Annotated in this window: 20 protein-coding genes; 13 read left to right on the top strand and 7 right to left on the bottom strand. The window is 59.7% G+C overall.

Annotated elements, in window-relative coordinates; genetic code table 11:
* Positions 1-98: 98 nt before the first annotated feature.
* Positions 99-2,498: a penicillin-binding protein 1A gene (locus DTF_RS23860; protein ID WP_035057516.1), complete on the bottom strand. Its 2,400-nt coding sequence runs from the start codon at positions 2,496-2,498 to the stop codon at positions 99-101.
* A gap of 301 nt (positions 2,499-2,799) precedes the next feature.
* On the opposite strand from DTF_RS23860, the gene DTF_RS0115360 reads away from it, so the two are divergent.
* From DTF_RS0115360 to DTF_RS23855, 5 genes are all read left to right on the top strand, one after another.
* Positions 2,800-3,117: a hypothetical protein gene (locus DTF_RS0115360; protein ID WP_027716036.1), complete on the top strand. Its 318-nt coding sequence runs from the start codon at positions 2,800-2,802 to the stop codon at positions 3,115-3,117.
* Between the two features lie 89 nt (positions 3,118-3,206).
* Positions 3,207-4,655 carry a pyruvate kinase gene (gene pyk, locus DTF_RS0115355; protein WP_027716035.1) on the top strand — a complete coding sequence of 483 codons (1,449 nt, stop codon included), beginning with the start codon at positions 3,207-3,209 and terminating at the stop codon, positions 4,653-4,655.
* Positions 4,656-4,700: 45 nt separating this feature from the next.
* Positions 4,701-5,390, top strand: coding sequence for a 7-cyano-7-deazaguanine synthase QueC (queC, locus tag DTF_RS0115350; RefSeq protein WP_027716034.1), 690 nt, complete (start codon positions 4,701-4,703; stop codon positions 5,388-5,390).
* A gap of 117 nt (positions 5,391-5,507) precedes the next feature.
* Positions 5,508-6,290, top strand: a complete 783-nt coding sequence (gene folE2, locus DTF_RS0115345) for a GTP cyclohydrolase FolE2 (RefSeq protein WP_027716033.1) — start codon at positions 5,508-5,510, stop codon at positions 6,288-6,290.
* 4 nt (positions 6,291-6,294) lie between these two features.
* Positions 6,295-6,975 (top strand): TIGR04282 family arsenosugar biosynthesis glycosyltransferase, encoded by a 681-nt coding sequence (locus DTF_RS23855; RefSeq protein WP_162148655.1) that lies wholly within the window; start codon positions 6,295-6,297, stop codon positions 6,973-6,975.
* On the opposite strand, the gene DTF_RS0115335 is transcribed toward DTF_RS23855, so the two are convergent.
* Positions 6,972-7,694 (bottom strand): hypothetical protein, encoded by a 723-nt coding sequence (locus tag DTF_RS0115335; protein WP_027716032.1) that lies wholly within the window; start codon positions 7,692-7,694, stop codon positions 6,972-6,974. The genes DTF_RS23855 and DTF_RS0115335 overlap by 4 nt on opposite strands.
* 108 nt (positions 7,695-7,802) lie before the next feature.
* On the bottom strand, positions 7,803-9,011 hold the full coding sequence (gene ilvA / locus DTF_RS0115330; RefSeq protein WP_027716031.1) for a threonine ammonia-lyase: 1,209 nt from the start codon (positions 9,009-9,011) through the stop codon (positions 7,803-7,805).
* A 218-nt stretch (positions 9,012-9,229) separates the two neighbouring features.
* Between ilvA and DTF_RS0115325 the strand changes: the two genes are divergently transcribed.
* The 7 genes from DTF_RS0115325 to ybgF all read left to right on the top strand — a co-directional run bounded on the left by DTF_RS0115325 (position 9,230) and on the right by ybgF (position 14,734).
* Positions 9,230-9,814 carry an HD domain-containing protein gene (locus tag DTF_RS0115325; RefSeq protein WP_162148654.1) on the top strand — a complete coding sequence of 195 codons (585 nt, stop codon included), beginning with the start codon at positions 9,230-9,232 and terminating at the stop codon, positions 9,812-9,814.
* 104 nt (positions 9,815-9,918) lie between these two features.
* On the top strand, positions 9,919-10,593 hold the full coding sequence (gene tolQ, locus DTF_RS0115320) for a protein TolQ (protein ID WP_027716029.1): 675 nt from the start codon (positions 9,919-9,921) through the stop codon (positions 10,591-10,593).
* A gap of 1 nt (position 10,594) precedes the next feature.
* Positions 10,595-11,017 carry a protein TolR gene (gene tolR / locus DTF_RS0115315; protein ID WP_027716028.1) on the top strand — a complete coding sequence of 141 codons (423 nt, stop codon included), beginning with the start codon at positions 10,595-10,597 and terminating at the stop codon, positions 11,015-11,017.
* A gap of 15 nt (positions 11,018-11,032) precedes the next feature.
* Positions 11,033-11,893 carry a TonB C-terminal domain-containing protein gene (locus tag DTF_RS0115310; protein ID WP_027716027.1) on the top strand — a complete coding sequence of 287 codons (861 nt, stop codon included), beginning with the start codon at positions 11,033-11,035 and terminating at the stop codon, positions 11,891-11,893.
* A gap of 4 nt (positions 11,894-11,897) precedes the next feature.
* The gene (gene tolB / locus DTF_RS0115305) at positions 11,898-13,190 is read left to right on the top strand and encodes a Tol-Pal system beta propeller repeat protein TolB (protein ID WP_027716026.1); all 1,293 of its coding nucleotides are present in this window, start codon (positions 11,898-11,900) and stop codon (positions 13,188-13,190) included.
* Between the two features lie 110 nt (positions 13,191-13,300).
* The gene (gene pal / locus DTF_RS0115300) at positions 13,301-13,873 is read left to right on the top strand and encodes a peptidoglycan-associated lipoprotein Pal (RefSeq protein ID WP_027716025.1); all 573 of its coding nucleotides are present in this window, start codon (positions 13,301-13,303) and stop codon (positions 13,871-13,873) included.
* A 63-nt stretch (positions 13,874-13,936) separates the two neighbouring features.
* On the top strand, positions 13,937-14,734 hold the full coding sequence (ybgF, locus tag DTF_RS25675; protein WP_162148653.1) for a tol-pal system protein YbgF: 798 nt from the start codon (positions 13,937-13,939) through the stop codon (positions 14,732-14,734).
* A 62-nt stretch (positions 14,735-14,796) separates the two neighbouring features.
* On the opposite strand, the gene DTF_RS0115290 is transcribed toward ybgF, so the two are convergent.
* On the bottom strand, positions 14,797-16,572 hold the full coding sequence (locus DTF_RS0115290) for a cation:proton antiporter (protein WP_027716024.1): 1,776 nt from the start codon (positions 16,570-16,572) through the stop codon (positions 14,797-14,799).
* A gap of 218 nt (positions 16,573-16,790) precedes the next feature.
* Between DTF_RS0115290 and DTF_RS23845 the strand changes: the two genes are divergently transcribed.
* Entirely contained in the window at positions 16,791-18,488 is a 1,698-nt protein-coding gene (locus tag DTF_RS23845) for a cation:proton antiporter (RefSeq protein WP_162148652.1), read from the top strand.
* Between the two features lie 90 nt (positions 18,489-18,578).
* On the opposite strand, the gene DTF_RS0115280 is transcribed toward DTF_RS23845, so the two are convergent.
* The 3 genes from DTF_RS0115280 to DTF_RS0115270 all read right to left on the bottom strand — a co-directional run bounded on the left by DTF_RS0115280 (position 18,579) and on the right by DTF_RS0115270 (position 21,636).
* Positions 18,579-18,776: a hypothetical protein gene (locus DTF_RS0115280; RefSeq protein WP_027716023.1), complete on the bottom strand. Its 198-nt coding sequence runs from the start codon at positions 18,774-18,776 to the stop codon at positions 18,579-18,581.
* 221 nt (positions 18,777-18,997) lie between these two features.
* Positions 18,998-20,332, bottom strand: coding sequence for a radical SAM/SPASM domain-containing protein (locus DTF_RS0115275; protein WP_027716022.1), 1,335 nt, complete (start codon positions 20,330-20,332; stop codon positions 18,998-19,000).
* A 305-nt stretch (positions 20,333-20,637) separates the two neighbouring features.
* Positions 20,638-21,636, bottom strand: a complete 999-nt coding sequence (locus tag DTF_RS0115270) for a hypothetical protein (protein ID WP_027716021.1) — start codon at positions 21,634-21,636, stop codon at positions 20,638-20,640.
* Positions 21,637-21,800 lie beyond the last annotated feature (164 nt).

Genomic DNA, 21,800 nt, shown 5'->3' with positions numbered 1-21,800 from the left:
GGGTCAAGTCTTTGCTTGACTCATCCATGAAAATCCCTGCCAAAAACAGGCTTACAGGCCTGTTTTTGGCATCTGAGAATCACTTGCCTCCCGTTCTTTTACTGGAGATCGAGCTTGAAGAAATCCCTGGCCTGGAGCTTTTTCTCATCCAGGGCATATCGGGAAGGAGCTGTTCCCGGAGCGAAAACCTCGATGTATACATCGCCGCCATCCTCGGGGGCGAGAAGTCCGGTCAAGGGATCGATGGGGCGAAACTCTATGGAGTCGGGGACGGAAAAATCCGCCGGCTCCATACCCTTGACCGCCTCCTGCATGAAATCCATCCAGGCCGGAGCCGCGGCCAGAGAACCGGTTTCATTTTTCCCCAGCGGGCGCTCCTGATCATAGCCGACCCAGGAGACGGCAACCAACTGGGGCACAAAGCCGGCAAACCAGGCATCTTTGAGATCGTTGGTGGTCCCTGTCTTTCCGGCCACGGGCCGGTGGAGTGCTTTGGCCCGCCAACCGGTGCCATTGCGAACCACGCTCTCCATGAGATTGGTAATCAGGTAGGCGGTTTCGGGAGAGATGACGCGCTGCGGCGACTGTCGAATAAGGCGCTGTCCTTCCCTGGGACCTTCCGGGAAGTCGGCGGTGTCCAGGGACTCCAGCACCATGCCGTCGCGATCGACGATGCGGGTGATATAAGTCGGAGTCACCCGCACGCCGCCTGAGGCGAAAACGGTATAAGCGGTGGCCAGCTCCAGGGGGGTGAGGGCGGAGGAGCCCAGAGCGAGGGTAAGGTCCCTGGCCAGGGGAGATTCAATGCCGAGCTTGCGGATGTAATTGGCCGCGTATCTGACCCCGATATCCTCCAGAATTTTGATGGTTATTACATTGTGCGATTTGGTCAGGGCGGTGCGGACGGAAGTGGGACCGTAGAACCTTTCTGAATAGTTTTTCGGCTTCCACTGGGTCTCCTCTCCCGAATCGGAGGTCTCCTCATAGATCAGGGGTGTATCGAGGATGACCGTAGCCGGGGTATAACCCTTATCCAGAGCCGCGGCATAGATGAGAGGCTTGATCGCCGATCCTGGAAGCCGGCGTGCCTGGATAGCCCGGTTGAACTGGCTTTCGTTGAAATCATAGCCTCCCACCATGGCCCTGACCTGGCCGGAGCGAGGATCGAGGGCGAGCAGGGCGCCCTGGGCTTCGGGGTGCTGTTCAAGGGAGAGGAGCAGGGCGCCGTCCTCCAGCCGATCCTCCACCCTGACCTGAAGGAGGGAGCCGACGGGAAGATCGGTACTGCTCTTCAGGGCGTTGCCCGACGCTGCCCGGTCGGCGGATACCACCCGAAGGGGAGCGGCCCAATGCCCCTTGTCGATGGGGAGGCGACCACTGAAGGAGCCGATGCGGACAATGAGTTCCTTACCCGATCCGCCGGACAGGACCCCTTGGATAACGCTCCCCGTTTCAGGAGTTTCTCCCCCTAGAATTTCACCCTGTTCGGAAAGAAAAGCGTCGACCTCCGTGGACGACAGGACTCGTTCAGGCCCCCGATAACCCTGGCGCTTGTCATGGTCGCGGAGGTTTTTCCGGACGGCTTCCTGGGCCGCCTGCTGCATGGTGAGATTCATGGTGGTGTGCACTTGCAGGCCCCCGGTGTAGAGGACCTCCTCGCCGTAGGTCTGCTCCAGGTAGCGGCGCACCTGCTCAGTGAAATAGGCGGCTTCGGTGATATGGGTGTTCACCCGGGGAAGAATGGTCAACTCCTCCGCGAAGGCGGCTTCGGCCTCATCCCGGACAATATATCCTTCTTCCACCATTCGTCCGAGGACGTACTTCTGGCGCTCTTTGGCCCGGTCAAGGTATCGGTAGGGTGAATAGCGACTGGGAGCCCGGGGCAGTCCGGCCAGGATGGAGCATTCGGCCAGGGTGAGATCCTCGACATCCTTGGCGAAATAGTTCTCCGACGCCGCCTGCACGCCGTAGGCCCCATGCCCCAGATAGATCTGGTTGAGATAGAGGTAGAGAATCTCCTCTTTGGAGAGCTTTTTTTCCATGCGCCTGGCCAGGATGGCTTCCTTGAACTTGCGGGAGAACTTCTTCTCGGGAGTGAGGAGCAGACTCTTGGCTACCTGCTGGGTGATCGTGCTTCCTCCCTGAACGATTCCGCCAGCCTTCAGATTCTTGAGAGCGGCCCGGAGAATGGATGTCAGATCGATTCCCTGATGTTCGAAGAAGTTGGAATCCTCGGCAGCGACGAAGGCCTGGACGAGCTGGCGGGGCATGCGGGAGACGGGTACGACGATACGCCGTTCTTTATAGAACTCCGCGATGACCTGCCCATCGTCACTGTAGACATGGGAGATGATCGGCGGACGGTAATCCGCCAGCGTGTCGACGCGGGGGAGCGAGCTGGCGACATAAAAATATGCGCCCGCGAGAGCGGCAATGCCCGTCACCAGCAGAGCGGTTCCGATGTAAAGAGAAAGGCGCAGAAACTTCAGTGCGGTCATGGGTAGTATAAGTTCTCCATTTATCGATGAAAACGTAATTATTAGCACAAGAGGCGGCTCCGGGCAACCGCTTTTGCCGTTTGCCTGACCCTCCCCCTGTGCTATAGTTGATGGCGTCGCAAAAAATCCGCCCTGCGGCGTTACGGCGTTTTTTCAGGACCTCGACATACCGATGTATGCTTTCGCCCCTGAAAAACCACCAAGCCTTGTAGGACGAAATTTTTGCTTAGCCATCCTCTGAGTTTTTGAGAAAGCATCATAGTTGAACGGAACATTTTCATCCAGGGAGGCACGACGCGGCATGAAACGCCTTATACCACTTTTCCTGACAGCCATTGCCTGTGGGTGTGCCATGTTCGGCTCGTGGAAAGCCATCCCGCCGCCGGGAGGGTGCGACCAGTGCCATGTCAAACAGATCAGCGCGGACTGGCAGGTATCCTATAAGCCGGTGACATTGACCGAGGAGACGGGCAAGGAAGCCTGGCAGAAACCGGAGTCGGTCCTGCCGCCGGAAACGTCTCCCCTGGAGCAGAAAAAGATCACCGAGCAGCGGTGCTTCCGCTGTCACAAGAGTCCGGACAAGACACATACGGAATACAAAGGCAGTTATCATCATTAACGAGTCTCTCCCCGGCCGCAACAGAGGCCCTTCCCCCGTCGGGGGGAAGGGTTTTTTGCCATGGAGGGGAAAGGGCGGAAGGAGCTGCCATGATTCGCCATACAAAGATCGTCGCCACCGTCGGGCCGGCCTGCGACTCGGAGGAGGGTCTGCTGGCCCTGATGGAAGCCGGGGCTGATGTCTTTCGCCTGAACTTCTCCCACGGAGACCAGTCGAGCAAAGCCGCCATCATTCGCCGCATCCGGGAGTTGTCCCGGCGCCGTCAGCAGGCGGTCGCCATTCTAGGCGATCTGCAGGGACCGAAGATCCGTGCCGGCCTGATGAAGGGAGGTGCTCTGGAGCTCATTGCCGGAGAAGAGGTCGTGATTACCGTAAGGGATGTACTGGGGGAGGGAAACATCATCCCCACCATCTACAGGGAGCTGCCCCGAGACGTGGTGCTCGGGGATCGCATCCTGCTTGATGATGGCCTGATGGAGCTTGAAGTCCTGGGTGTTACCGGAGAAGATGTGCGATGCCGGGTCCGGGTCGGTGGAATACTCAAGGACCGCAAAGGAATCAATCTTCCGGGGGTAAAGGTTTCGGCCCCCGCCCTCACGGAGAAGGACCGGGAAGACCTGCGCTTCTGCGTGGCGGAGGAGGTCGATTACGTCGCACTGTCCTTTGTGCGAAGCGCGGACGACGTGTTGAAGCTGAAAGACCTTCTCTATCGTGAGAAGTCGGACATTCACGTGATCGCCAAGATCGAGAAGCCCGAGGCCGTGACAGATTTCGACGCTATCCTCAAGGCTTCCGACGGCATCATGGTGGCCCGGGGAGATCTCGGGGTGGAGATGAAGCCGGAGAAGGTTCCCCTGATTCAGAAAATGATCATCCGCAAGTGCAACGAGGCGGGCAAACCGGTCATCACGGCGACCCAGATGCTGGAGAGCATGGTTTCCAATCCCCGCCCGACCCGGGCGGAAACCTCGGATGTGGCCAATGCCATTCTCGACGGCACCGATGCGATCATGCTCTCGGCGGAAACGGCATCCGGGAAGTATCCGGTGGAGGCGGTTTCGCTGATGGTCCATGTGGCCCGCGATGTCGAAGGAGATCCTTTCCTGAACATGCAGGTCTTCCATCCCATTTCGGAGACTCGCGGTTATCGAAGCATGCCCGAGGCCATCGGCCGGGCAGCCTGCGGAGTGGCTGAAAACGTGGGCGCGGCGGGCATCCTCGCTTTCACCCAGACCGGCAGCACCGCGGCTCTAGTGGCCAAATGCCGGCCGGCCATCCCTATTTACGCCGTCACACCCTCCCAGGCGGTCAGGCGGCGGCTCGCCCTTTATGCCGGAGTGCGATCTATCCGGGTCGATATCAAGGGGGATACGGAAGCCCAGATCCGTTCCGTGGAGGAGGCGGTCCTGGCGGCCGGCGTCATGCGGAAGGGGGAGGTGGCGGTCATCACCATGGGAAGTCCCGTTTCCGCACCCGGAACGACCAATCTGCTGAAGGTTCATCGTCTGGGGACGGGCCTCTATTTTGAGGTTCACTAAATCCAGGTAAAAGGCCAGAGGTTAAGGCCAAAGGTAGGTTTTCTGATGTCTAAAAAAGCGGTGGTTCTCTACAGCGGCGGGCTCGATTCCACCACCTGTATGGCGATGGCACGGGCCGATGGCTTTGCACCCCATGCCATGAGCTTTGCCTACGGGCAGCGCCATAGCGTGGAACTGGACAAAGCCGTCGAGTACGCTCCCCGGATCGGGGCGGTGGAACACCAGCTGGTGGAGGTGGACCTGCGCCGGATCGGCGGCAGTGCGCTGACCTCCGATATCGCGGTGCCCAGGGGGCGGGCCATCGATGACACCATCCCGGTGACGTACGTTCCGGCCCGCAACACGATCTTTCTCTCCTTCGCCCTGGGGTGGGCCGAGGTACTGGGCGCCTTCGACATCTATATCGGGGTAAACGCCCTCGACTACTCGGGCTATCCCGACTGCCGGCCGGAGTACATCGCGGCCTTCGAGGCCATGGCCAACCTCGCCACCAAAGCGGCGGTGGAGGGGCGGGGGCGTTACCGCATTCACACTCCGCTGATCAGTCTCACGAAAGGTGAAATCATTCGGCGCGGACTCGACCTGGGGGTCGATTACGCCCTGACTCACTCCTGCTACGATCCGTCTCCGGAGGGGCTGGCCTGCGGCGAGTGCGACTCCTGCGTGCTGCGTCTCAAAGGGTTCGCCGAGGTCGGAGTGAAGGACCCTGTGAAGTACGTGAGGGGTGAGGCGTGAGGAGAAAAAGTCTGATATCCAAGGTCCCATACTTAATCGTCAGGAAACATGATGAAGAAGGATGACAACGCGTCCCGCGTCCCGCGTCCCGCGTCACCGGGCGGCGAAGCCGCCCCCATGCCCGACATGCAGAAATCCCCGGATACCCGCAACATCGCCATCGATAAAGTCGGGGTGAAGGATATCCGCTACCCCATCGTAGTGCTGGACAAGAGCAAGGTCCGGCAGCACACGGTGGCCCGGATCAATATGTATGTGGATCTGCCCCATCATTTCAAGGGGACCCACATGAGCCGCTTCATCGAGATACTCAACCAGTACCATGGCGAGATCAGCATCGAGAGCCTCGATACCATCCTGCTGGAGATGAAGGAGCGTCTGGAGGCATCCTGCTCCCATCTGGAGCTTGAGTTTCCCTATTTCATCGAAAAGGAAGCCCCGGCCTCGAGGGCCAAAGGCCTGATGGAATACCAGTGCCGGATGGTCGGCACCCTCGGAGAGAAGACCGATTTCATCCTTGGAGTGACGGTTCCGGTTACCTCCCTCTGCCCCTGCTCCCGGGAGATCAGCGCCCGCGGCGCCCACAACCAGCGCAGCGCCATTCATGTTCAGATCCGCTACCGCGGACACGTCTGGCTCGAAGACCTGATCAACTGGATTGAGTCCTGCGGCAGCGCTCCCGTCTATTCACTGCTCAAGCGCGAGGACGAGAAGGCGGTGACGGAGCAGGCGTACGACAATCCGATGTTCGTCGAGGACATGGTGAGGGCGGTGACGGAACAGTTGCGGTCCCGGCCTGAGATCCTCTGGTTTCGGGTGGAGTGCGAGAATTTCGAGTCGATCCACAATCATTCCGCCTATGCCGAGGTGGAGCGAAACAATGTTGAGGGCTGTGGATAAGTCTGTGGAAACGGTGGATAAGCTGTCGTCCGGGCGGGGTTTGGATGGGATGGCCGTGGGGGTTTTCGCCAAGGAGCCGGTCGCGGGGAGGGTTAAAACACGACTTTGTCCCCCACTGACCCCCGCCCAGGCGGCGCAGCTCTACCGGATCTCGTTGCTGGAGACCGTATCGGTCATGTCCGACGCGGGGTTTGATCCGGTCGTTTTTTATGCCGGCGATGAGGCGTTTTTCAGGCGCACCTTTCCGAGAACGCGGCTGGTTCCCCAAGGGGAGGGAAACCTTGGAGAGCGCATGGAGAGGGCCCTTGAGCTCCTTCTCGGCGAGTGTGCAGCCGCGGTCCTCATCGGTTCCGACAGTCCCGACCTTCCCCCCTCTCATGTAAAGGAAGCCTTCGCTGCCCTGGCGGAGGCCGATTTCGTCACGGCCCCGTCGCGGGACGGCGGCTACGTGCTGGTAGGCGAACGGCGGCATCACCCGGAGCTGTTCCGAAATATCCCCTGGAGCACGGATGCCGTTCTCGAGACCACCCGCCGGCGGGCTGTCGAGGAGTCGGTAAATTACGGCGAGGTCGGCGGATGGGACGATGTCGACGATCTCGTCTCTTTGACGCGCCTGCTGCTGCGCTCCCCGTCTACGGCCACCTCACGCTTCGCCAGGAAAATTCTTTTCCCCCACTCTTTCTAAGGACCCGCCTCCTCCTCCAACAGAATCCTGCGGGGGGCAAGATCCAGAAGCCGGCTGTACAGGGTTTCTCCCAGATCGTCCTCCACCAGGTGCACCCAGCCGCCGATATGAACAAGGTGCCGTTCCGGACGGGCAACCAGGCGGTGGCGGATTTCCTGGGCCATGTGCCGATCCCGCGTGCCGATGCCCTCCACGCCCCGGCGCTTCTTGAGAAAATCCCGACGAACCGCTTTTCCGGGATCTCTTAGAACCAGAGCTCTGGCGATCCGACTGCTTTCGGCGGCAGGGGGACCTCCTGTTTCGGGAAGGTTCACCAGGACCCGGATATTGGGATAGGTGATGAGGTCGGATTCCACTTTTTTCAGCTTGATGGCGGAAATTTCCGACAGATCGATCAGGCTCAGGGGGATCCCGGCCTCTTCGGCATATTCCGAGGCAGCCTGGTACTCAAAAGGTAGCGCCAGCAAGCTTCGGATGTCTTCGATGGCGGGATGGTTCCGCAAATGAGACCTCTCCCGTCCCAGCTCGGCGGCGAGCCGGTCCAGGATGCGTTCCAGGCGAAGCAATTTCGATTGCCCGTGGATTCTCCGGTAGCGGAGTGCCAGGGGACTCATCTCCAGGGTGATCTCGAGCGGGCGCAGCTGGGCGAGGAGTCGCCGCAGCTTGACGGTGCCCTCCCGATCGCGGTGGACGGTGCCTATGAGGGTCAGGATGGGCATTCCATTTGCTTTCGATCATCGATCGATCAGATTGTTGATGGGATTCCGGATAGACTAGCAAGGGTTCATCCGGAAAACGCCGGCTGTCCACTGACGAGTTTCTGATAATTAGCGCACCACGGTCGCCCCATACCCCCCCTTTTTCAAGAGGTCCAGAATTTCCCGGATATGCTCTGGTCCCCGGGTTTCCAGCTCGAGGTGTACCTCGGCCCGGCCCAGGTGGAGGCCGGCGGAACGGCGGTCGTGGCTGACATGGAAGATGTTTGCCCCCTCTCCGGCCAGCATGGACGCCAGTTTTGCCAGAGAGCCCGGAGCATCGAGAAGTTCCACTTTTACCTTCAGAAAGCGCCCCTCGGCCACCATTCCCCGTTCCACGACCCTGGCAATGGTCTGGACGTCGATATTGCCGCCGGAGAGAAGACAGACGGTTCGGCCGAGGGGGCTGGTCCCTCGCCCATAGAGGAGGGCGGCAAGGCTTACCGCCCCTGCCCCTTCCACCACCAGTTTTCCCTTTTCCATCAGACTGACAATAGCCTGGGCGATCTCCTCCTCTTCGACCGTGACGATATCGTCGACCAGTTTTTCAATAATGGGAAAGGTCTCCTCCCCAAGCCGTTTGACCACGATGCCGTCGGCGAGGGAGCGAGCCGCCGTGAGAGTCACCAGGGATCCTTTGCGCCGCGACAGCAGGGCGCACGGGGCGCCGGCCGCCTCCACTCCGACGATGCGGATGCGTGGATTGATCCCTTTGGCGGCCGTGGCGACTCCGGCGATCAGTCCCCCTCCGCCGATGGGGACCAGCAGAGTGTCGGCATCGGGAAGATCCTCCAGAATTTCCAGGCCGACGGTCCCCTGTCCGGCCATGATGAGGGGATGGTCGAAAGCCGGAACGTAGACCATCCCTTTTTCCCGTTCCAGTTCCCGGGCCCGCTCGGCGGCATCGTCGAAGGCGGCGCCATGCAGCGTCACCTCGGCTCCGTAATCCCGGGTGGCCAGGATTTTGGCCAGCGGTGTGTTCTCCGGCATGACGACCAGGGCGGGGATATTCATCTGGCGGGCGGCAAGGGCTACCCCCTGGGCATGATTGCCTGCAGAAGCAGTAATCACGCCTGACTGGAGGGACTCCGGCGGATGATGAGCCAGGAAGTTAAGAGCGCCGCGAACCTTGAAGGAGCCGGTGCGCTGGAGGTTTTCGCATTTGAAATACAGGGGATGGCCCAGCCGCTCCGAAAAGTAGTGGGAGTGGATCAGCTCCGTCCGGCGGATTCGCCCGTTCAGAATGACGGCAGCGTCGCGGATGGCGGAAAGCTTGAGCATCTAACCCCCTAAAGTGATTTTCTTTTTAAGAATAACGCATTGCCGCCCCGTGACAACCGGCGGCGCTTTTAGGCGTTCTGATTCACCTGTTAATATTGATGCCGGAGCCGAAAGCGAACCCGACCGCCGGGCGGCATGGATTTCGCATTTTTTCTCCGTGGTATGAAGGAAGGTCAGGGCGGAAACGATTGTTTTCGGCCCCTCTCTCAGGAGGCATCGTGACCGATCTGGAATATGTGGAACAATCTTTGTTCCTCCCTTCCGGCAAAGAGCGAATGGAGGCTTTTCTCGAAGACGAACGCCTGCGGTCGATCCTGCCCGAGGTCTACCGTCTGGAAGATGTTCCCCAGCCTCCCGACTACCACCCGGAAGGGGATGCGCTCATCCATTCCCTGCTGACGGTGCGCCACCTGCCGGAAGATCCGGACCGGCGGCTGGCCTGGGCCGCCCTGCTCCACGATGTCGGAAAGGCTCTCGTCACCCGGGAGATCGATGGAAGGATCCGGGCCTTCGGCCATGACCGGGAGGGAGCAAAGCTAGCGGCGAAAATCCTGAACCGCCTTGGAATGGAAGAGCGGACGGCGGCGGATGTGGAGTGGCTGATCCGCAATCACATGTTCGCCCTCTCCTGGCAGATCGAGGAGGAAGAGAAGCTCACCCGGCGTCAGTGGCGGTTCATCGAGGATCGCCGATTTCCTCTTCTTCTGGATCTCATGGAGATCGATTCCCTGGCCGCGGGGGGAAATCCGGTAAAACTGGAGCAGGTCGATTTTTACCGAGAGGCCCGTTCCCTGCTCGGGTGAAGCGCCCTCCTTTCGGGTTAAAATTCCGTTAGGACGTTGACTTGCAAGAGGGGATGGCCGATAATCACCGTCTGTAAACCCAATCAATCTGTGGAGGCGCAGTTTTGGAACTCATTCTCGGCGCCGGACCGGTGGTCAAGCTGGTCCTGCTGGTCCTCGTGTATTTTTCGGTGGTCTCCTGGGCCATCATCTTTTTAAAGTTCAGGGTGATCCATCGGGCCACTCGCGACTCGGAGAAATTTCTCGATTTCTTCTGGGCAAAAAAGCGCTTTGACCTGATCGGGGAGGGACTGAAGGATTACCCCTACTCCCCTCTGGTGGTTCTTTTCCGGGAGGGGTACAAGGAGCTGATCAAGGTTCAGGGGCGGCGCTCCGGGGAGCAGGAACACAAGGGGGTTTCCGCCGACCTGGGCGGAGCGGAGAATGTCGGCCGAGCTCTGCGCCGGGCCACCACACTGGAGATTCATCGCCTGGAAAAATTCCTCACCTTTCTTGCCACCACCGGTTCGACAGCCCCATTCATCGGCCTCTTCGGGACGGTCTGGGGGATCATGGACGCCTTTCACGGCATCGGCAAGACCGGCAGCGCCTCCCTCGCCGTGGTGGCGCCGGGCATCTCCGAAGCCCTGGTGGCCACCGCCATCGGCCTGGTGGCGGCAATCCCGGCGGTGGTCGCCTATAATCACTTCGTCAACAAGGTGAATGTCCTGAGCGGGGAGATGGACAACTTCAGCCAGGAGTTTCTAAATATCGTCGAGCGTTCGGTGCGGAGGGGCTGAAATGGAAGTCGGTCAGCGTGAGAGCCGCACCCGAAGCACCCTTTCTCAGATCAACGTCACTCCCTTCGTCGACGTCATGCTGGTGCTGCTGATCATCTTCATGGTGACCGCGCCGATGATGGAGAAGGGTCTCGACGTCAACCTGCCGGAAGTGGAGAATGCGCCGGATCTCGCCGCGACCAAGGAGCCGCTCATCGTGACGGTGCAGAAAGACGGAACCATTGCCGTCGGCGGGTCGCGGGTGAACAGCGCGGCCAAGCTCACCCCGGTGCTGCGGCAGATCCTCGAGAGCAGGCAGGAGAAGGAGGTCTTTCTCGAGGCCGACCGGGATGTTCCCTACGGCCGCGTCGTGCAGGCCATGGCGGCAATCCGCGAAGCGGGCGTGCAGAAGCTGGGGATGGTCGCCCAGGAACCACAAAGGTAATTCCGGACCGAATCGATGACCCGCAACCGTTTCACCCGACAGCAGACAGGGCTTCATCCCGATCCCCGAATGGGGCGCATGCTTTTCGTCTCTCTGGGGGTCCACCTGGCGGTTTTCCTCCTTTTCTCCGGCGTTCTGATGCCCCGTTTCAAGCGGGACGTGCGTCCCGTCTACCATGTCAACCTGGTCAACCTGCCGGTGAAAGACCCACAGGCCGGCCGGCCCGACGCCCGGCCGGAAGCGCCCAAACCGAAGCCGGAGCCGAAAAAACCGGAACCGGTCAAGGTCGCCCCGCCCGAACCGGCGCCGAAAAAACCGGAAACGGTCAAGGTGCCCCCTCCGAAGCCGGAGCCCAAGAAGCCCGCTCCAAAGGTGGTCAAGCCGGCGGATAAGGCGCCGCCGGTGAAAAAAGAGCCGGTGGCGAAACCACAGCCCCGGGAGAGTTATGAAGATACTCTTTCGGCCATCGACAAGCTGAAGAGAAAGAAAGAAATCGAAGATCTGCAAAAAAGCCTGGCGGCCCTCACCCAAAAGGATGCGCGCCAGGCCGCACCGGTCACAGCTCCGGCAGGAATGCCGGAAGGAAAGGGGACGGAGGCGGGTCCCTCCTATGATGCGTGGCTGCAGGAGTACCTGAAACAGGCCTGGACCCTTTCCAGGTACCAGGTATCCCGCCCGGACCTCGAGGCTGTGGTGACCCTGGTCTTCGATGCCAGAGGAAATCTCATCGACTACCGCTTCATCGAAAAGTCCGAAGAGGAGCGCTTCAATGATTCCGTACGCCGTGCCGTTCTTCAGTTAAAGAAACTGCCGACGGAGCCGGGCGAACGGATGGAGAAAAAAATTGTCTTCAATCTTAAAGATCTCCTGGAGTAAGGCGATGTTTCGCATCCTGATAACCGTGTTTCTTCTGTTGCTTCCGACCCTGCCTGCGGCGGCCGCCCAGATCGAGGTAAGCGCCCCCGGCCAGCAGGCCATCCCCCTGGCCCTGAACCGCTTTCTCCCCCTTCAGGGGGCGGTGGATCAGAAGGTGGCCGCGGAGGTGGATCAGGTGCTAAAAGCCGACCTCGATCTTTCCGGTCTGTTCCGCCTCCTCGATCCGCGGGCCTATCTCTCCGACGCCGAAAAGTTGGGCCTCACCAGCACCGCCATCGATTTTGCCCAGTGGCGGCTTCTGGGCGCCGAAGCCCTCATCAAAGGAGCCTACACGGTTGAGGGGGACACCCTGACGCTGGAAGCCCGTCTCTATGATACCGTGGGACGGCGCCTTCTCACCGGACGGCGTTACGTGGGCAAGGTCGAGGACGTGCGGCGCATGGCTCACTCCTTCGCCGACCAGGTTCTCAAAAGCCTCACAGGCGAGTCCGGCCCCTTCAACACCCGCATCGCCTATATATCCACCAGCACGGGGCATAAGGAGCTCTACCTTGCGGAAGTGGACGGCCATAATCCCATCCGGATAACCAACCATCGTTCCATCGTCCTCAATCCCGACTTTTCTCCGGTGGGCAAGGAACTGATCTTTACCTCCTACAAGGAGGGGAATCCCGACCTCTACCGCAAGGAGATTTATTCGGGCCAGGAAGCGCGCCTTTCCCATCAGAAGGGGCTCAACATTTCCGGCCGCTATCGGCCGGACGGCCGCGAGCTGGCCCTGACCCTGTCGAAGGACGGAAACTCAGAACTTTATCTGATCGGGACGGACGGCAGGCTGCACAAGAGGCTCACCGATAACTGGGGGATCGATGTCGATGCCAGCTGGAGTCCCCGGGAAGACGAAATCGTCTTCGTCTCCGACCGTCAGGGCAACCCTCATCTTTTCATCGTCAACACTCTCGACGGCGCCGTTCGCCGCTTGACCAATACGGGAAAATACAATGCCACCCCCGCCTGGAGTCCGAAGGGGGACCGCATCGTCTTCAGCCGTCTGGAGGGAAACATCTTCGACATCTACACCATCCGGCCGGACGGCACCGACGAGCGCCGCCTCACTTTTGGCCCCGGCAACAAGGAACATCCCCGCTGGAGTCCCGACGGCCGCTTTCTCGTCTACTCCTCGGATGAGACGGGAAACAAGGCGATTTATATCATGCGCGTCGACGGCAGCGGGTCACGGCGAATTTCTCCTCCCGGCGGGGATTCCAGGCACCCTGCCTGGTCGGGGCAATGGTAAAACGGTTGTTTTTTGTTTCTCTTCCTGTATAATTTAGCTTTATTTTTCGGTGTTTGAGCAGTCCAGATACACTGGAGATTGTTTTTTTTCCTAGAAAGGAGCGGAACACAATGAACAAAAAGAGTATCCTGCAGTTGGTTCTTCTGGTAACCCTTGCCACTCTGCTGGCTGTGGGCTGCGCCAAGAAACCGGCCCCCCCGGTGGAAGAAGAGGCTCCGATGGTCACCAAAATGCCTGAGCAGGAGGTGAGCGGCATTCAGGAGCGGGAGTTGACGGAAGCGGAGATCCGCGAACGGGAAGCCCAGGCGAGGGCTGCAGCGGAAGCGGCAGCGAGGGAGGAAGCTGCTCGAACCGGGATTCAGCGCATCTTCTTTGATTTCGATCAGTATGTCCTGACGTCCCAGGCCCGGGATATCCTGGCCGGCAATGCCGCCTACCTCAAGGCAAACCCCGAGGTCAGCGTGCGGATCGAAGGACACTGCGACGAGCGGGGTTCGGACGAATACAACCTCGCCCTTGGCGAGCGGCGCGCACAGTCCGCCCAAAAATACCTCATCTCCCTGGGCATCGATTCGAGCCGCCTCGATGTCATCTCCTATGGGGAGGAAAAACCCCTCGATCCGGGCAACAACGAAGAGGCCTGGGCCAAGAACCGGCGGGCCGAATTCGTCGTTACACGCTAAATCATCATGAAAGCAGAGGCCGCGACAACGCGGCCTCTCGTTTTTAGTCGGAGGCTGACGACCGTGGATGGATGGAAAAGAGTAATTCCGGTGCTTGTTCTGGTGGGGAGCGTTGCCGGCTGCATCCCGACCCAGCGCGATCTGCGCATGGAGCAGGATCTGGAGGAAATGAAGCGGCGGCTGGCCCAGTCGGAACGAAGCGTGGTGACACTGCGGCAGGACCGCTCGGACACAACCAGTGAGCGTCTTGAACTCCTGGCAAAGCAGCAGGCGGAAATTCAGGCGGGGCTCGACACCCTCAGGGTCGAGGCCCAGTCGGTCAACGGACGGCTTGAAGACATGGCGCAGATGAACGCCCGGCTTCGCGAAGATCTCTCCCTGGTGCAGGATGATCTGAGCCTCAAGGTCTCGGCTCTGGAAGAAAGGCTCAGCAGGTTGGAGGAAGCCCAGGCGACCCGGCCCGTTTCACCGGCGGCAACCCCAGAAGCGCTGTATCATCAGGGGTTGGAGTTGATTCAGAAAGAGGGGGCATTCAATCGGGGGCGTGAGCAGATGGAGACTTTTCTCAAACGCTACCCCGGTCACGAACTTGCGGTCAATGCCACGTACTGGGTCGGGGAGGCCTATTTCGGAGAAAAGAAATACGAAAACGCTATCCTGCAGTTCCAGGAAGTGGTGCAGAAGCATGGAAGTCATCCCAAGGCGGCCGCTGCTCTGCTGAAGCAGGGACTGGCTTTCAAGGCCCTTGGAGATGATAAAAACGCCCGGGTGATTTTGCAGCAGGTGGTGGAAAGGTTCCCGAAGACCGAAGAAGCGAAAAAGGCCAGCGAACGGCTTGGGGAGTGGAAAGAGCCTTCCTGAAAAACAATCAAACAGATATGGATCGATATTCGGGCGGCCTTCGGGCCGCCTGTTTTTTTTACTTAAACTTCGTCCAAGCGACGGAAGGTGGCCAGAACGTCATTCTGGTTGAGAATACCCAGCAGGCGGTCGGGGGTCTCGGGATCAATGACAGGAAAATAGCTGATGTCCCGGTTGAGCTGTAGGATCTTCAGAACTTCCCGCAGGGGCATATCCGGTGCAAGTGCATGATGGGTGGCAGTGGCCAGGTCGCCGGCGACAACGAGGGGAGCGAGCGACGGCTCAAAGAGTAGATTGCGGATCTCGGTGTAGTTGATCATTCCGAGGAAGCGCTCCTCCTTGTCGACCACGGGAAAGCGGTCGTAGCGGCTGTGGGCGATCAGGCGCAGCAGTTCATTGTAGGGGGTGTCGTTGCGTATGGTCTCCACATTCTGGCGCATGACGTGACGCACCAGAATATCTCCAGGATCCTCCATTTTGTGGCCCATCGGAATGCCGAGAGACGAGCGGAAATGCTGGGCGATGCTGTGGAGCCCCTCCAGTGCCCCTTGAGGAGCCCGTTTCTGCAGGAGGGAAAGGATGGGGACTTCGCCGGCGCGTACCAGTCCGTGCCTGACCGCCAGCGGCCCGATCAGCTCGAAGACGACGACCGAGCCGAGGACCACCGTTTCCAGGAGACGGCCCCCCTCGGGCCAGTGCCGCGACAGGCTGCCGGCCAGTCCGATGGCTACCCCCGCCTGGGCCAGCAGGGCCAGGCCCACGTAGTTTTTCTCCCTGCTTCCGAAGGCTCCCAGACGGGCGCCGATCAGGGCGCCGAGCCACTTGCCGAGAGTGCGGGCCAGAACGTAGGCGACGCCGAGCAGACCGATATGACTGAGGGTTTCGATATGGAGGTTGGCCCCCGCGAGGACGAAAAACGCCACGTAGAGGATGTAGTCGACCTGGCGCAGGGACTGGGTCAGCAGGTGCCACCGGGGTGAGCTGTTGGACAGGACCACGCCGAGGGCGAGACTGGCCAGGAGGTGGTCGATCCCGAGGAACCGGCACAGGGCCGTGCTTGCAGCCACCCCTCCAAGGAGCAGGAGCTTCTGCTCGCTCGGAAGCTCCAGGTTCTGGGCCCAGACCGACATGGCGAAGCCGATGAGACCTCCGATCACGATGGGGCCGGTCATGTGGAAAAGAAGCACCGGGAGACCTTCCCCCGGAACGATCAGGAAGTGGGCGATCACCGCGTAGCCGAGGACGGCGACCAGGTTGTTGATCCCTACCAGGGTCAGGACCATGCCGGTGACCGGACCCTCGGCCTCGTACTCGCGGATGACCATGAGGGTGGCGGCCGGTGCGGTGGCGACGGCGATGATCCCGAGAAAAAGAGCGAACCAGAGGGACGTCTGCCAGAGGGAGAGAGCGGCAACCGTCTTGTGCAGGACGGTCAGGTTGACGACCAGGGCGGCGGCGGCGACCAGGATGAAGGTCAGGCCGATTTCACTCAGGGAGAAGAGTGCGATGCGGTGCCGCCAGCGGCGCAGGTGGTCGATCTGAAACAGGCCGCCGATGTTCATCAGGATCAGGGCCAGCGCGACGTCGGAGACGATCTGCAGCTCGCGGAGCGCTTCCGTCCTGAGCAGGGAAGGAAGACCAAGGAGATCGGCCAGAGAGGGGCCGGCGGCCAGTCCCGTGATGAGGTACCCCGTCACCCGGGGAATGCGGCAGAGGGCGGCCAGGCGCCCACCGGCCAGTGCGCCGATGAAAATGATGGCGAGAGCGCTGAGGATGGAGACGATGTCGATGGTCATGTTGGGCCCGTGAGGAACCGGATGAAGCGGAATGGAATTCAATGGCTCTCGCCGATTTTTTCAGGCGGGGAAACAGCCGCATCGAATGAGAAGGTTACCACAAGAGCTGTCCCGTAAAAAGAAGATATCGCCCCTCCCGGCGCAGGCGGACGGTGAGACCCGGAGGAGCCCGTCGATAGATGTTGACCGGCCCCGGTTCTTTTGTCATATTTCCCGAAACGTTCTGTATTCAACCAGTTGAACCTCCGGTGGAAAAGATCATGGACAGCCTGACTCCGCGCGAAATAACCGTGATGTTCACGGCTCTCGGTACGCTTCTTTTCTCGGCACGGTTGCTCGGGGAGATCGCCAGGCGCTGCAACCTGCCGTCGGTGCTGGGAGAGATCATGGCCGGGATTCTCCTGGGGCCTACGGTCCTGGGCACCCTGGCGCCTGCGCTGAGTCAGAATCTTTTTCCTTCCCGGGGAGGAGGAGCTCTTGTCCTTGACGGTCTGACCACCCTGGCGATCGTTCTGTTTCTGCTGGTGGCCGGAATTGAAATCGACCTGCGCACGGTGTGGCGGCAGGGGCGGGCGGCGATCTGCGTGGCACTGGTCGGGATGTTCCTCCCTTTTTCCCTAGGCTTTGCCGCCGCCTGGTACGCTCCGGGGTTGATGGGTTACGAGGCCGGGACCGACCACCTGATCTTCTCCCTCTTCATGGCAACGGCCCTGTCGATTTCGGCCCTGCCGATCATCGCCAAGATCCTGATGGATCTGAATCTCTATCGGAGCGATCTGGGCGTGACGGTCGTCGCCGCCGCGGTCTTCAACGACCTGATCGGATGGCTTGTCTTCGCCATGATCCTGGGGTTGGCGGGGGCCGAACACGGACACAGCATGGCGATCGGCCACACCGTATGGTTGACCATCACTTTTACCGTCGCCATGCTCACCATCGTTCCATGGGTCATCCACCGGATCCTCCTCTGGATCCAGGCTTACGCCAGCTGGCCGGGCGGGGTCCTGGGCTTCGCCCTCTCCATGGCCCTGTTTGCCGCCGCCTTTACCGAATGGCTCGGTATCCATGCCATCTTCGGCTCTTTTCTGGCCGGCGTGGCCCTCGGTCAGTCGAGCCAGTTGAGGGAGCGGACAAGGACCACGATCGACCAGTTCGTATCCTTCTTCTTCGCTCCCCTCTTCTTTGCCAGCATCGGCCTGCGGGTCAACTTCGCCGCTAACTTCGATCTCTCTCTCACCCTGACCGTTCTCGGGCTTGCCCTCTTCGGAAAGGTGACGGGGAGCGCCCTGGGGGGGCGGCTCGGAGGCCTCCCCTGGCGGGAAGCATGGGGAGCCGGATTCGGTATGGGGGCCCAGGGGACAATGGGGATCATCCTCGGCGTGCTCGCGCTGCAGTTCGGCTTTATCGGCCAGGAGGTCTTCGTCTCCCTCGTAGTGATGGCTCTCGTCACCTCCCTGATAAGCGGCCCCATGCTGCAAAAAATTCTTCGATTGAAGAAGCCGCGCAAATTCACCGACTACCTCCAGCCACAGGGTTTTATCCGCCGCCTCGATGGCGCCGATTCCCGGGAGGTGATCCGGGAGCTTTCCCAGGTGATTGCACCACTGGCCGGACTTGATGCCGGAGAGGTCTGCAACGCCGTCCTTGCCCGCGAAAAGATCATGGCCACGGGGATCGGCCACGGGGTGGCTGTACCTCACGCCCGATTCCGGGATCTGGCTGAGCCGCTGGTGGGAATCGGTTTTTCCGACACCGGTGTCGATTTCGATGCGCCGGACGAAACAGCTGCCCGAATCATCTGCCTGATCCTGACCCCGCCCCATGACAATGGAGCCCAGTTGGAGATTCTGGCCGACATTGCCGCCACTTTCAAGAATGAGGGCCTCAGGGAAAAGGCTTTCCACCTCACCAGCTACACCGAGCTTCTCGCCCTGGTAAAAAGCGGAAAAGACGCCTAGGAGGGTGTCGGACTATACGGGCCGAAGCGTATAGTCCGACACCCTCCTAGTCCGGCAGACGATATCGCTGCAGCGCGGAACGGTTTGAATTCAGGGTTTGCGACGGCCGAGAAAGATGCCCAGAAAGAGCAGGGGAATTCCCAGCAGGAAGAAATAGATACCTGTCCGGAAGAGAATCCGGTTGTCGGTGATCGCACCGCCGAGTTCCAGGGCGAAGCCACTGAACAGACAGACCAGGGCCAGATTTTTCAAGGTTCGGCCGTATCGGGGAAAGGAAGATGGGGTCATAAAGGGCTCCTGCGGCGGCAAAAAGGATCTGCTTCGGTAAGAAAACCACAGGTCGGCCAAAAGGTCAAAGGCTGATGGCGTCTGCTTAGCCATTCTCCGCGTTTTTTGCGAAGGCATCAAAGGACTTCCAACGCATTGCATCTTCGATATCGGCCAATCAATTAGTGTCCCGATTGGTGTCCGGCGCATGGGTGGGGATCAGCTTTTTTAGGGGTTTTTATTCAGCGCAGGCACTGAAACAGGCCCATGCACCAGAGGCAACTGCCGCAGGGCTGGGCATTGACATGGCAGTCCTGTTCGAACTCCTCGGTCTGCACGTAGTCGCAGGGCGCCAGGGTACAGCTGGAGCAATAGGGATAATCATACTCCAGAACGCTTTCCCGGAAGGAACGGAATTCCAAGTTATTCCATATCTCCAGGATCCCCCTCTCGGCCAGGCTGCCGAAGATCTTCGGCTTGACGATCTGGTTCCAACCGCCGGCAAAGCAGTTGTAGCGGTGCCAGAGAAAATAGCACGGATGAACTCCTCCATCCCACGAAATGAAGGCCCCGCCGTCCTCGACGAAGTGACAATGCCTGTCCGCTTGAGGAACGATTTCGGGAAGCCGGAGATCGACTCCCGCCTCCTCGGCCGCTTCGCGGGCCTCTTCAAAGACTGAGGCGACCTCCTCGAGCCAGGAACGGTCCATCTGCAGAAGCTTTTTCAAATCGAAGGAGATGCCGCGCTCCCCGGCCTCCGTTTTCATCTGCTCGACGAACCCGATGATCCGCTGCTCCTCGTTGTTTTTGGCGTATTTGAAAATGACATCGAAGTATCGGGTCAGGTCGACGCCCGCTTCGGCCGCCTTTTTCTTCCACGTCTCGAAAAGCTCGATGGAGGCTCCGCTGCAGGAACCGTAGGCCGCCTGGCCGGAATGTTTTTCGTCATAGGGCAGAAGATGGGTGACGATGGCGAAATCCACTCCACGGCGAGCCGCCCAGCGCATCGCCTCTGGCAGTTCATGCAGATTGTCCCGCATCAGGACAAACTCCACTCCTGCCCGTATCTTTGGCCGGCCGCTTTTATTTGCGGCAATTTCCAGCGCCGAAAGGGCTCTCTCCACAGAGAGCAGCTCCCCTCCCTCCCGGACTTTTCTAAAGGTATCGGCGGAGACGGAGTCGAGGGAGAGGCAGATGCGGTCGAGGCCCGCCTCCGCAAGGCTGAGAGCCCGGCTTTCGTTCAGAAGAAGAGCGTTGCTCTGGAAGCCGATCCATCCCTGGTCGGGCATGCGCCTTCTTGCCCGGTGAATGAATTCCTCCAGGTGCGGATGAAGCAGGGGTTCGCCCACTCCATTCAGAACGAGGGCCTCCAGGTTCGGCAGGGCCGGCTCCAATCGGGAAAAGGTTTCCGGCGTCAGATCTCCGTCCTTGACGCCGCTGTCCCGGGTCTGCTTGACGCACATGAAGCAGCTCAGGTTGCAGCGGGAGGTTGTTTCGACGAAGAGCTTGGAAGGATATTCCCGAAGCGCGGGAGTGTCGCTGGGGTTCTGTAAGAGATTACGCTGGCGGTTCTTCACACCTTGCTCCTGTTTCGAAAATTGGGGTTAGACGCAAAGAAATCAAAACAATTATAGTCAGCTTTTTGGTCGCGCCTTTGCAGCTCCTTTTTCATTCTCCGGATTGTCTCATGCAATCTCCGCTCCAAACAACAGAAAACGGGTTTCGCAGAAAACGGTTTCGAGGAAAAAACGGGGGGACGACGTCCCCCCTATAACAGGGAGAGAGCGAGCACTGCGGAGGCGCTCTGGCACTCGCTGCCCAGTTCCTCGCCGGAGCAGCGGGTCTTTTCGGGCCGAATCGACCCATTTTGGAACAACAAAGTTTATCTGGGCGGAAGATCGATGATCCTGAGGTAGACCATGGTCTGGTTCAGCAACTGATAGGCGATTTCCCCGAAGGTCGCCGGTCCGGTGATGCCGGCGGTTTTTTTGCCTTCGAGTCCCGAATAGAGATAATTGAGGATGCAGTTGCAGGAGAAAAGGATCTGGTGTCCGAGGCCTTCCGGCATCCGGGCGATGAACCGGCCGACATAGTCGTCCACGGGTCGCGCGTGTTTATAGCGCAGGCCGCTGAACACCGGAGCGTAGAATTCGACCTTCTCCTCCAGTTCGTCACCTTCCTTGAAACTGGTATTGAGAAGAACGCCGTAATAGTCGGCGACGAGGGGAAGTCTCTTGTCGAGTCTTTTCTCGAACAGATATTCTCCAAAATTCCTCTTCTGTCCGTTTATATATGCAGTGCGGACGCTGAAGCCGTCCGATGGGAAAGTAATGGTGTCGCCGTCGCCCTGTTCGAAGATGTTGATGATGCCGATATCGGCGACCTTGTTTTTCGGCAGCGAAACGTGCATGACCACCGCCGCATCCTCGATTGCCGCAGGGTTGCGGCCATGGAAAACCTTGGGCGCAACCCGGTCAAGATCGTCGAGGTGGACGCCGGAAATCCACCCGATGAGGGGGCGCACGGCGAAATTCTTATAGTTGGGGGCATTGAGCGCGAAGGAAAAATGGACCGATGAAGCGGCAGGAATGATGATCACGCTGAAGCCGTTTTCAGGGGCATCGACATAAACGTCCGGAATGGTTTTCTCATTGTATTCGCGAATCTCGATCTCGCGGACGTAATCAGGCAGTTCGTTGACGTGGATCCTGTCCCGGAAGCATCCTCCCCCCTCTTCGGTCATGAAGTAGGGAATCGTCCCGGCGATCCAGTCCCCTGCGGGAAGCTGCAGCAGCAGACTTTCGTCCCCGGCGAGCAACAGGCGCTTCCCCTCGATGATTTTTTCCGTGACCTCTTCTAACGACAACATGGCGAGACCCATCGAAATACTCCTAGCCCAGGATTTTTCTCAGATCTTCCCGCACCTTCGGCAAATCCGAATTCTGGATAAAAAGCTCCCGTAAATCCCTGGCGCATTTTTCGAGATTTCCAGCCGTAGGGTTCTTGGCGAAGGCTCGGGTTAATGTGCTCTGGAGGATTTTTGCC

The sequence above is a fragment of the Desulfuromonas sp. TF genome (assembly GCF_000472285.1).
In the GTDB taxonomy this organism is placed as follows: domain Bacteria; phylum Desulfobacterota; class Desulfuromonadia; order Desulfuromonadales; family ATBO01; genus ATBO01.
The sequence above is the reverse complement of the archived record's forward strand: the minus strand, read 5'-3'. Positions and strand labels throughout refer to the sequence as shown.

What these genes read in the sequence shown, in the direction of transcription:
- DTF_RS23860 (WP_035057516.1), bottom strand. Translation starts at nt 2,498, where the DNA reads ATGACCGCACTGAAGTTTCTGCGCCTTTCTCTTTACATCGGAACCGCT.
- DTF_RS0115360 (WP_027716036.1), top strand. Translation starts at nt 2,800, where the DNA reads ATGAAACGCCTTATACCACTTTTCCTGACAGCCATTGCCTGTGGGTGT.
- pyk (WP_027716035.1), top strand. Translation starts at nt 3,207, where the DNA reads ATGATTCGCCATACAAAGATCGTCGCCACCGTCGGGCCGGCCTGCGAC.
- queC (WP_027716034.1), top strand. Translation starts at nt 4,701, where the DNA reads ATGTCTAAAAAAGCGGTGGTTCTCTACAGCGGCGGGCTCGATTCCACC.
- folE2 (WP_027716033.1), top strand. Translation starts at nt 5,508, where the DNA reads ATGCCCGACATGCAGAAATCCCCGGATACCCGCAACATCGCCATCGAT.
- DTF_RS0115335 (WP_027716032.1), bottom strand. Translation starts at nt 7,694, where the DNA reads ATGCCCATCCTGACCCTCATAGGCACCGTCCACCGCGATCGGGAGGGC.
- ilvA (WP_027716031.1), bottom strand. Translation starts at nt 9,011, where the DNA reads ATGCTCAAGCTTTCCGCCATCCGCGACGCTGCCGTCATTCTGAACGGG.
- tolR (WP_027716028.1), top strand. Translation starts at nt 10,595, where the DNA reads ATGGAAGTCGGTCAGCGTGAGAGCCGCACCCGAAGCACCCTTTCTCAG.
- DTF_RS0115310 (WP_027716027.1), top strand. Translation starts at nt 11,033, where the DNA reads ATGACCCGCAACCGTTTCACCCGACAGCAGACAGGGCTTCATCCCGAT.
- tolB (WP_027716026.1), top strand. Translation starts at nt 11,898, where the DNA reads ATGTTTCGCATCCTGATAACCGTGTTTCTTCTGTTGCTTCCGACCCTG.
- pal (WP_027716025.1), top strand. Translation starts at nt 13,301, where the DNA reads ATGAACAAAAAGAGTATCCTGCAGTTGGTTCTTCTGGTAACCCTTGCC.
- DTF_RS23845 (WP_162148652.1), top strand. Translation starts at nt 16,791, where the DNA reads ATGGACAGCCTGACTCCGCGCGAAATAACCGTGATGTTCACGGCTCTC.
- DTF_RS0115280 (WP_027716023.1), bottom strand. Translation starts at nt 18,776, where the DNA reads ATGACCCCATCTTCCTTTCCCCGATACGGCCGAACCTTGAAAAATCTG.
- DTF_RS0115270 (WP_027716021.1), bottom strand. Translation starts at nt 21,636, where the DNA reads ATGGGTCTCGCCATGTTGTCGTTAGAAGAGGTCACGGAAAAAATCATC.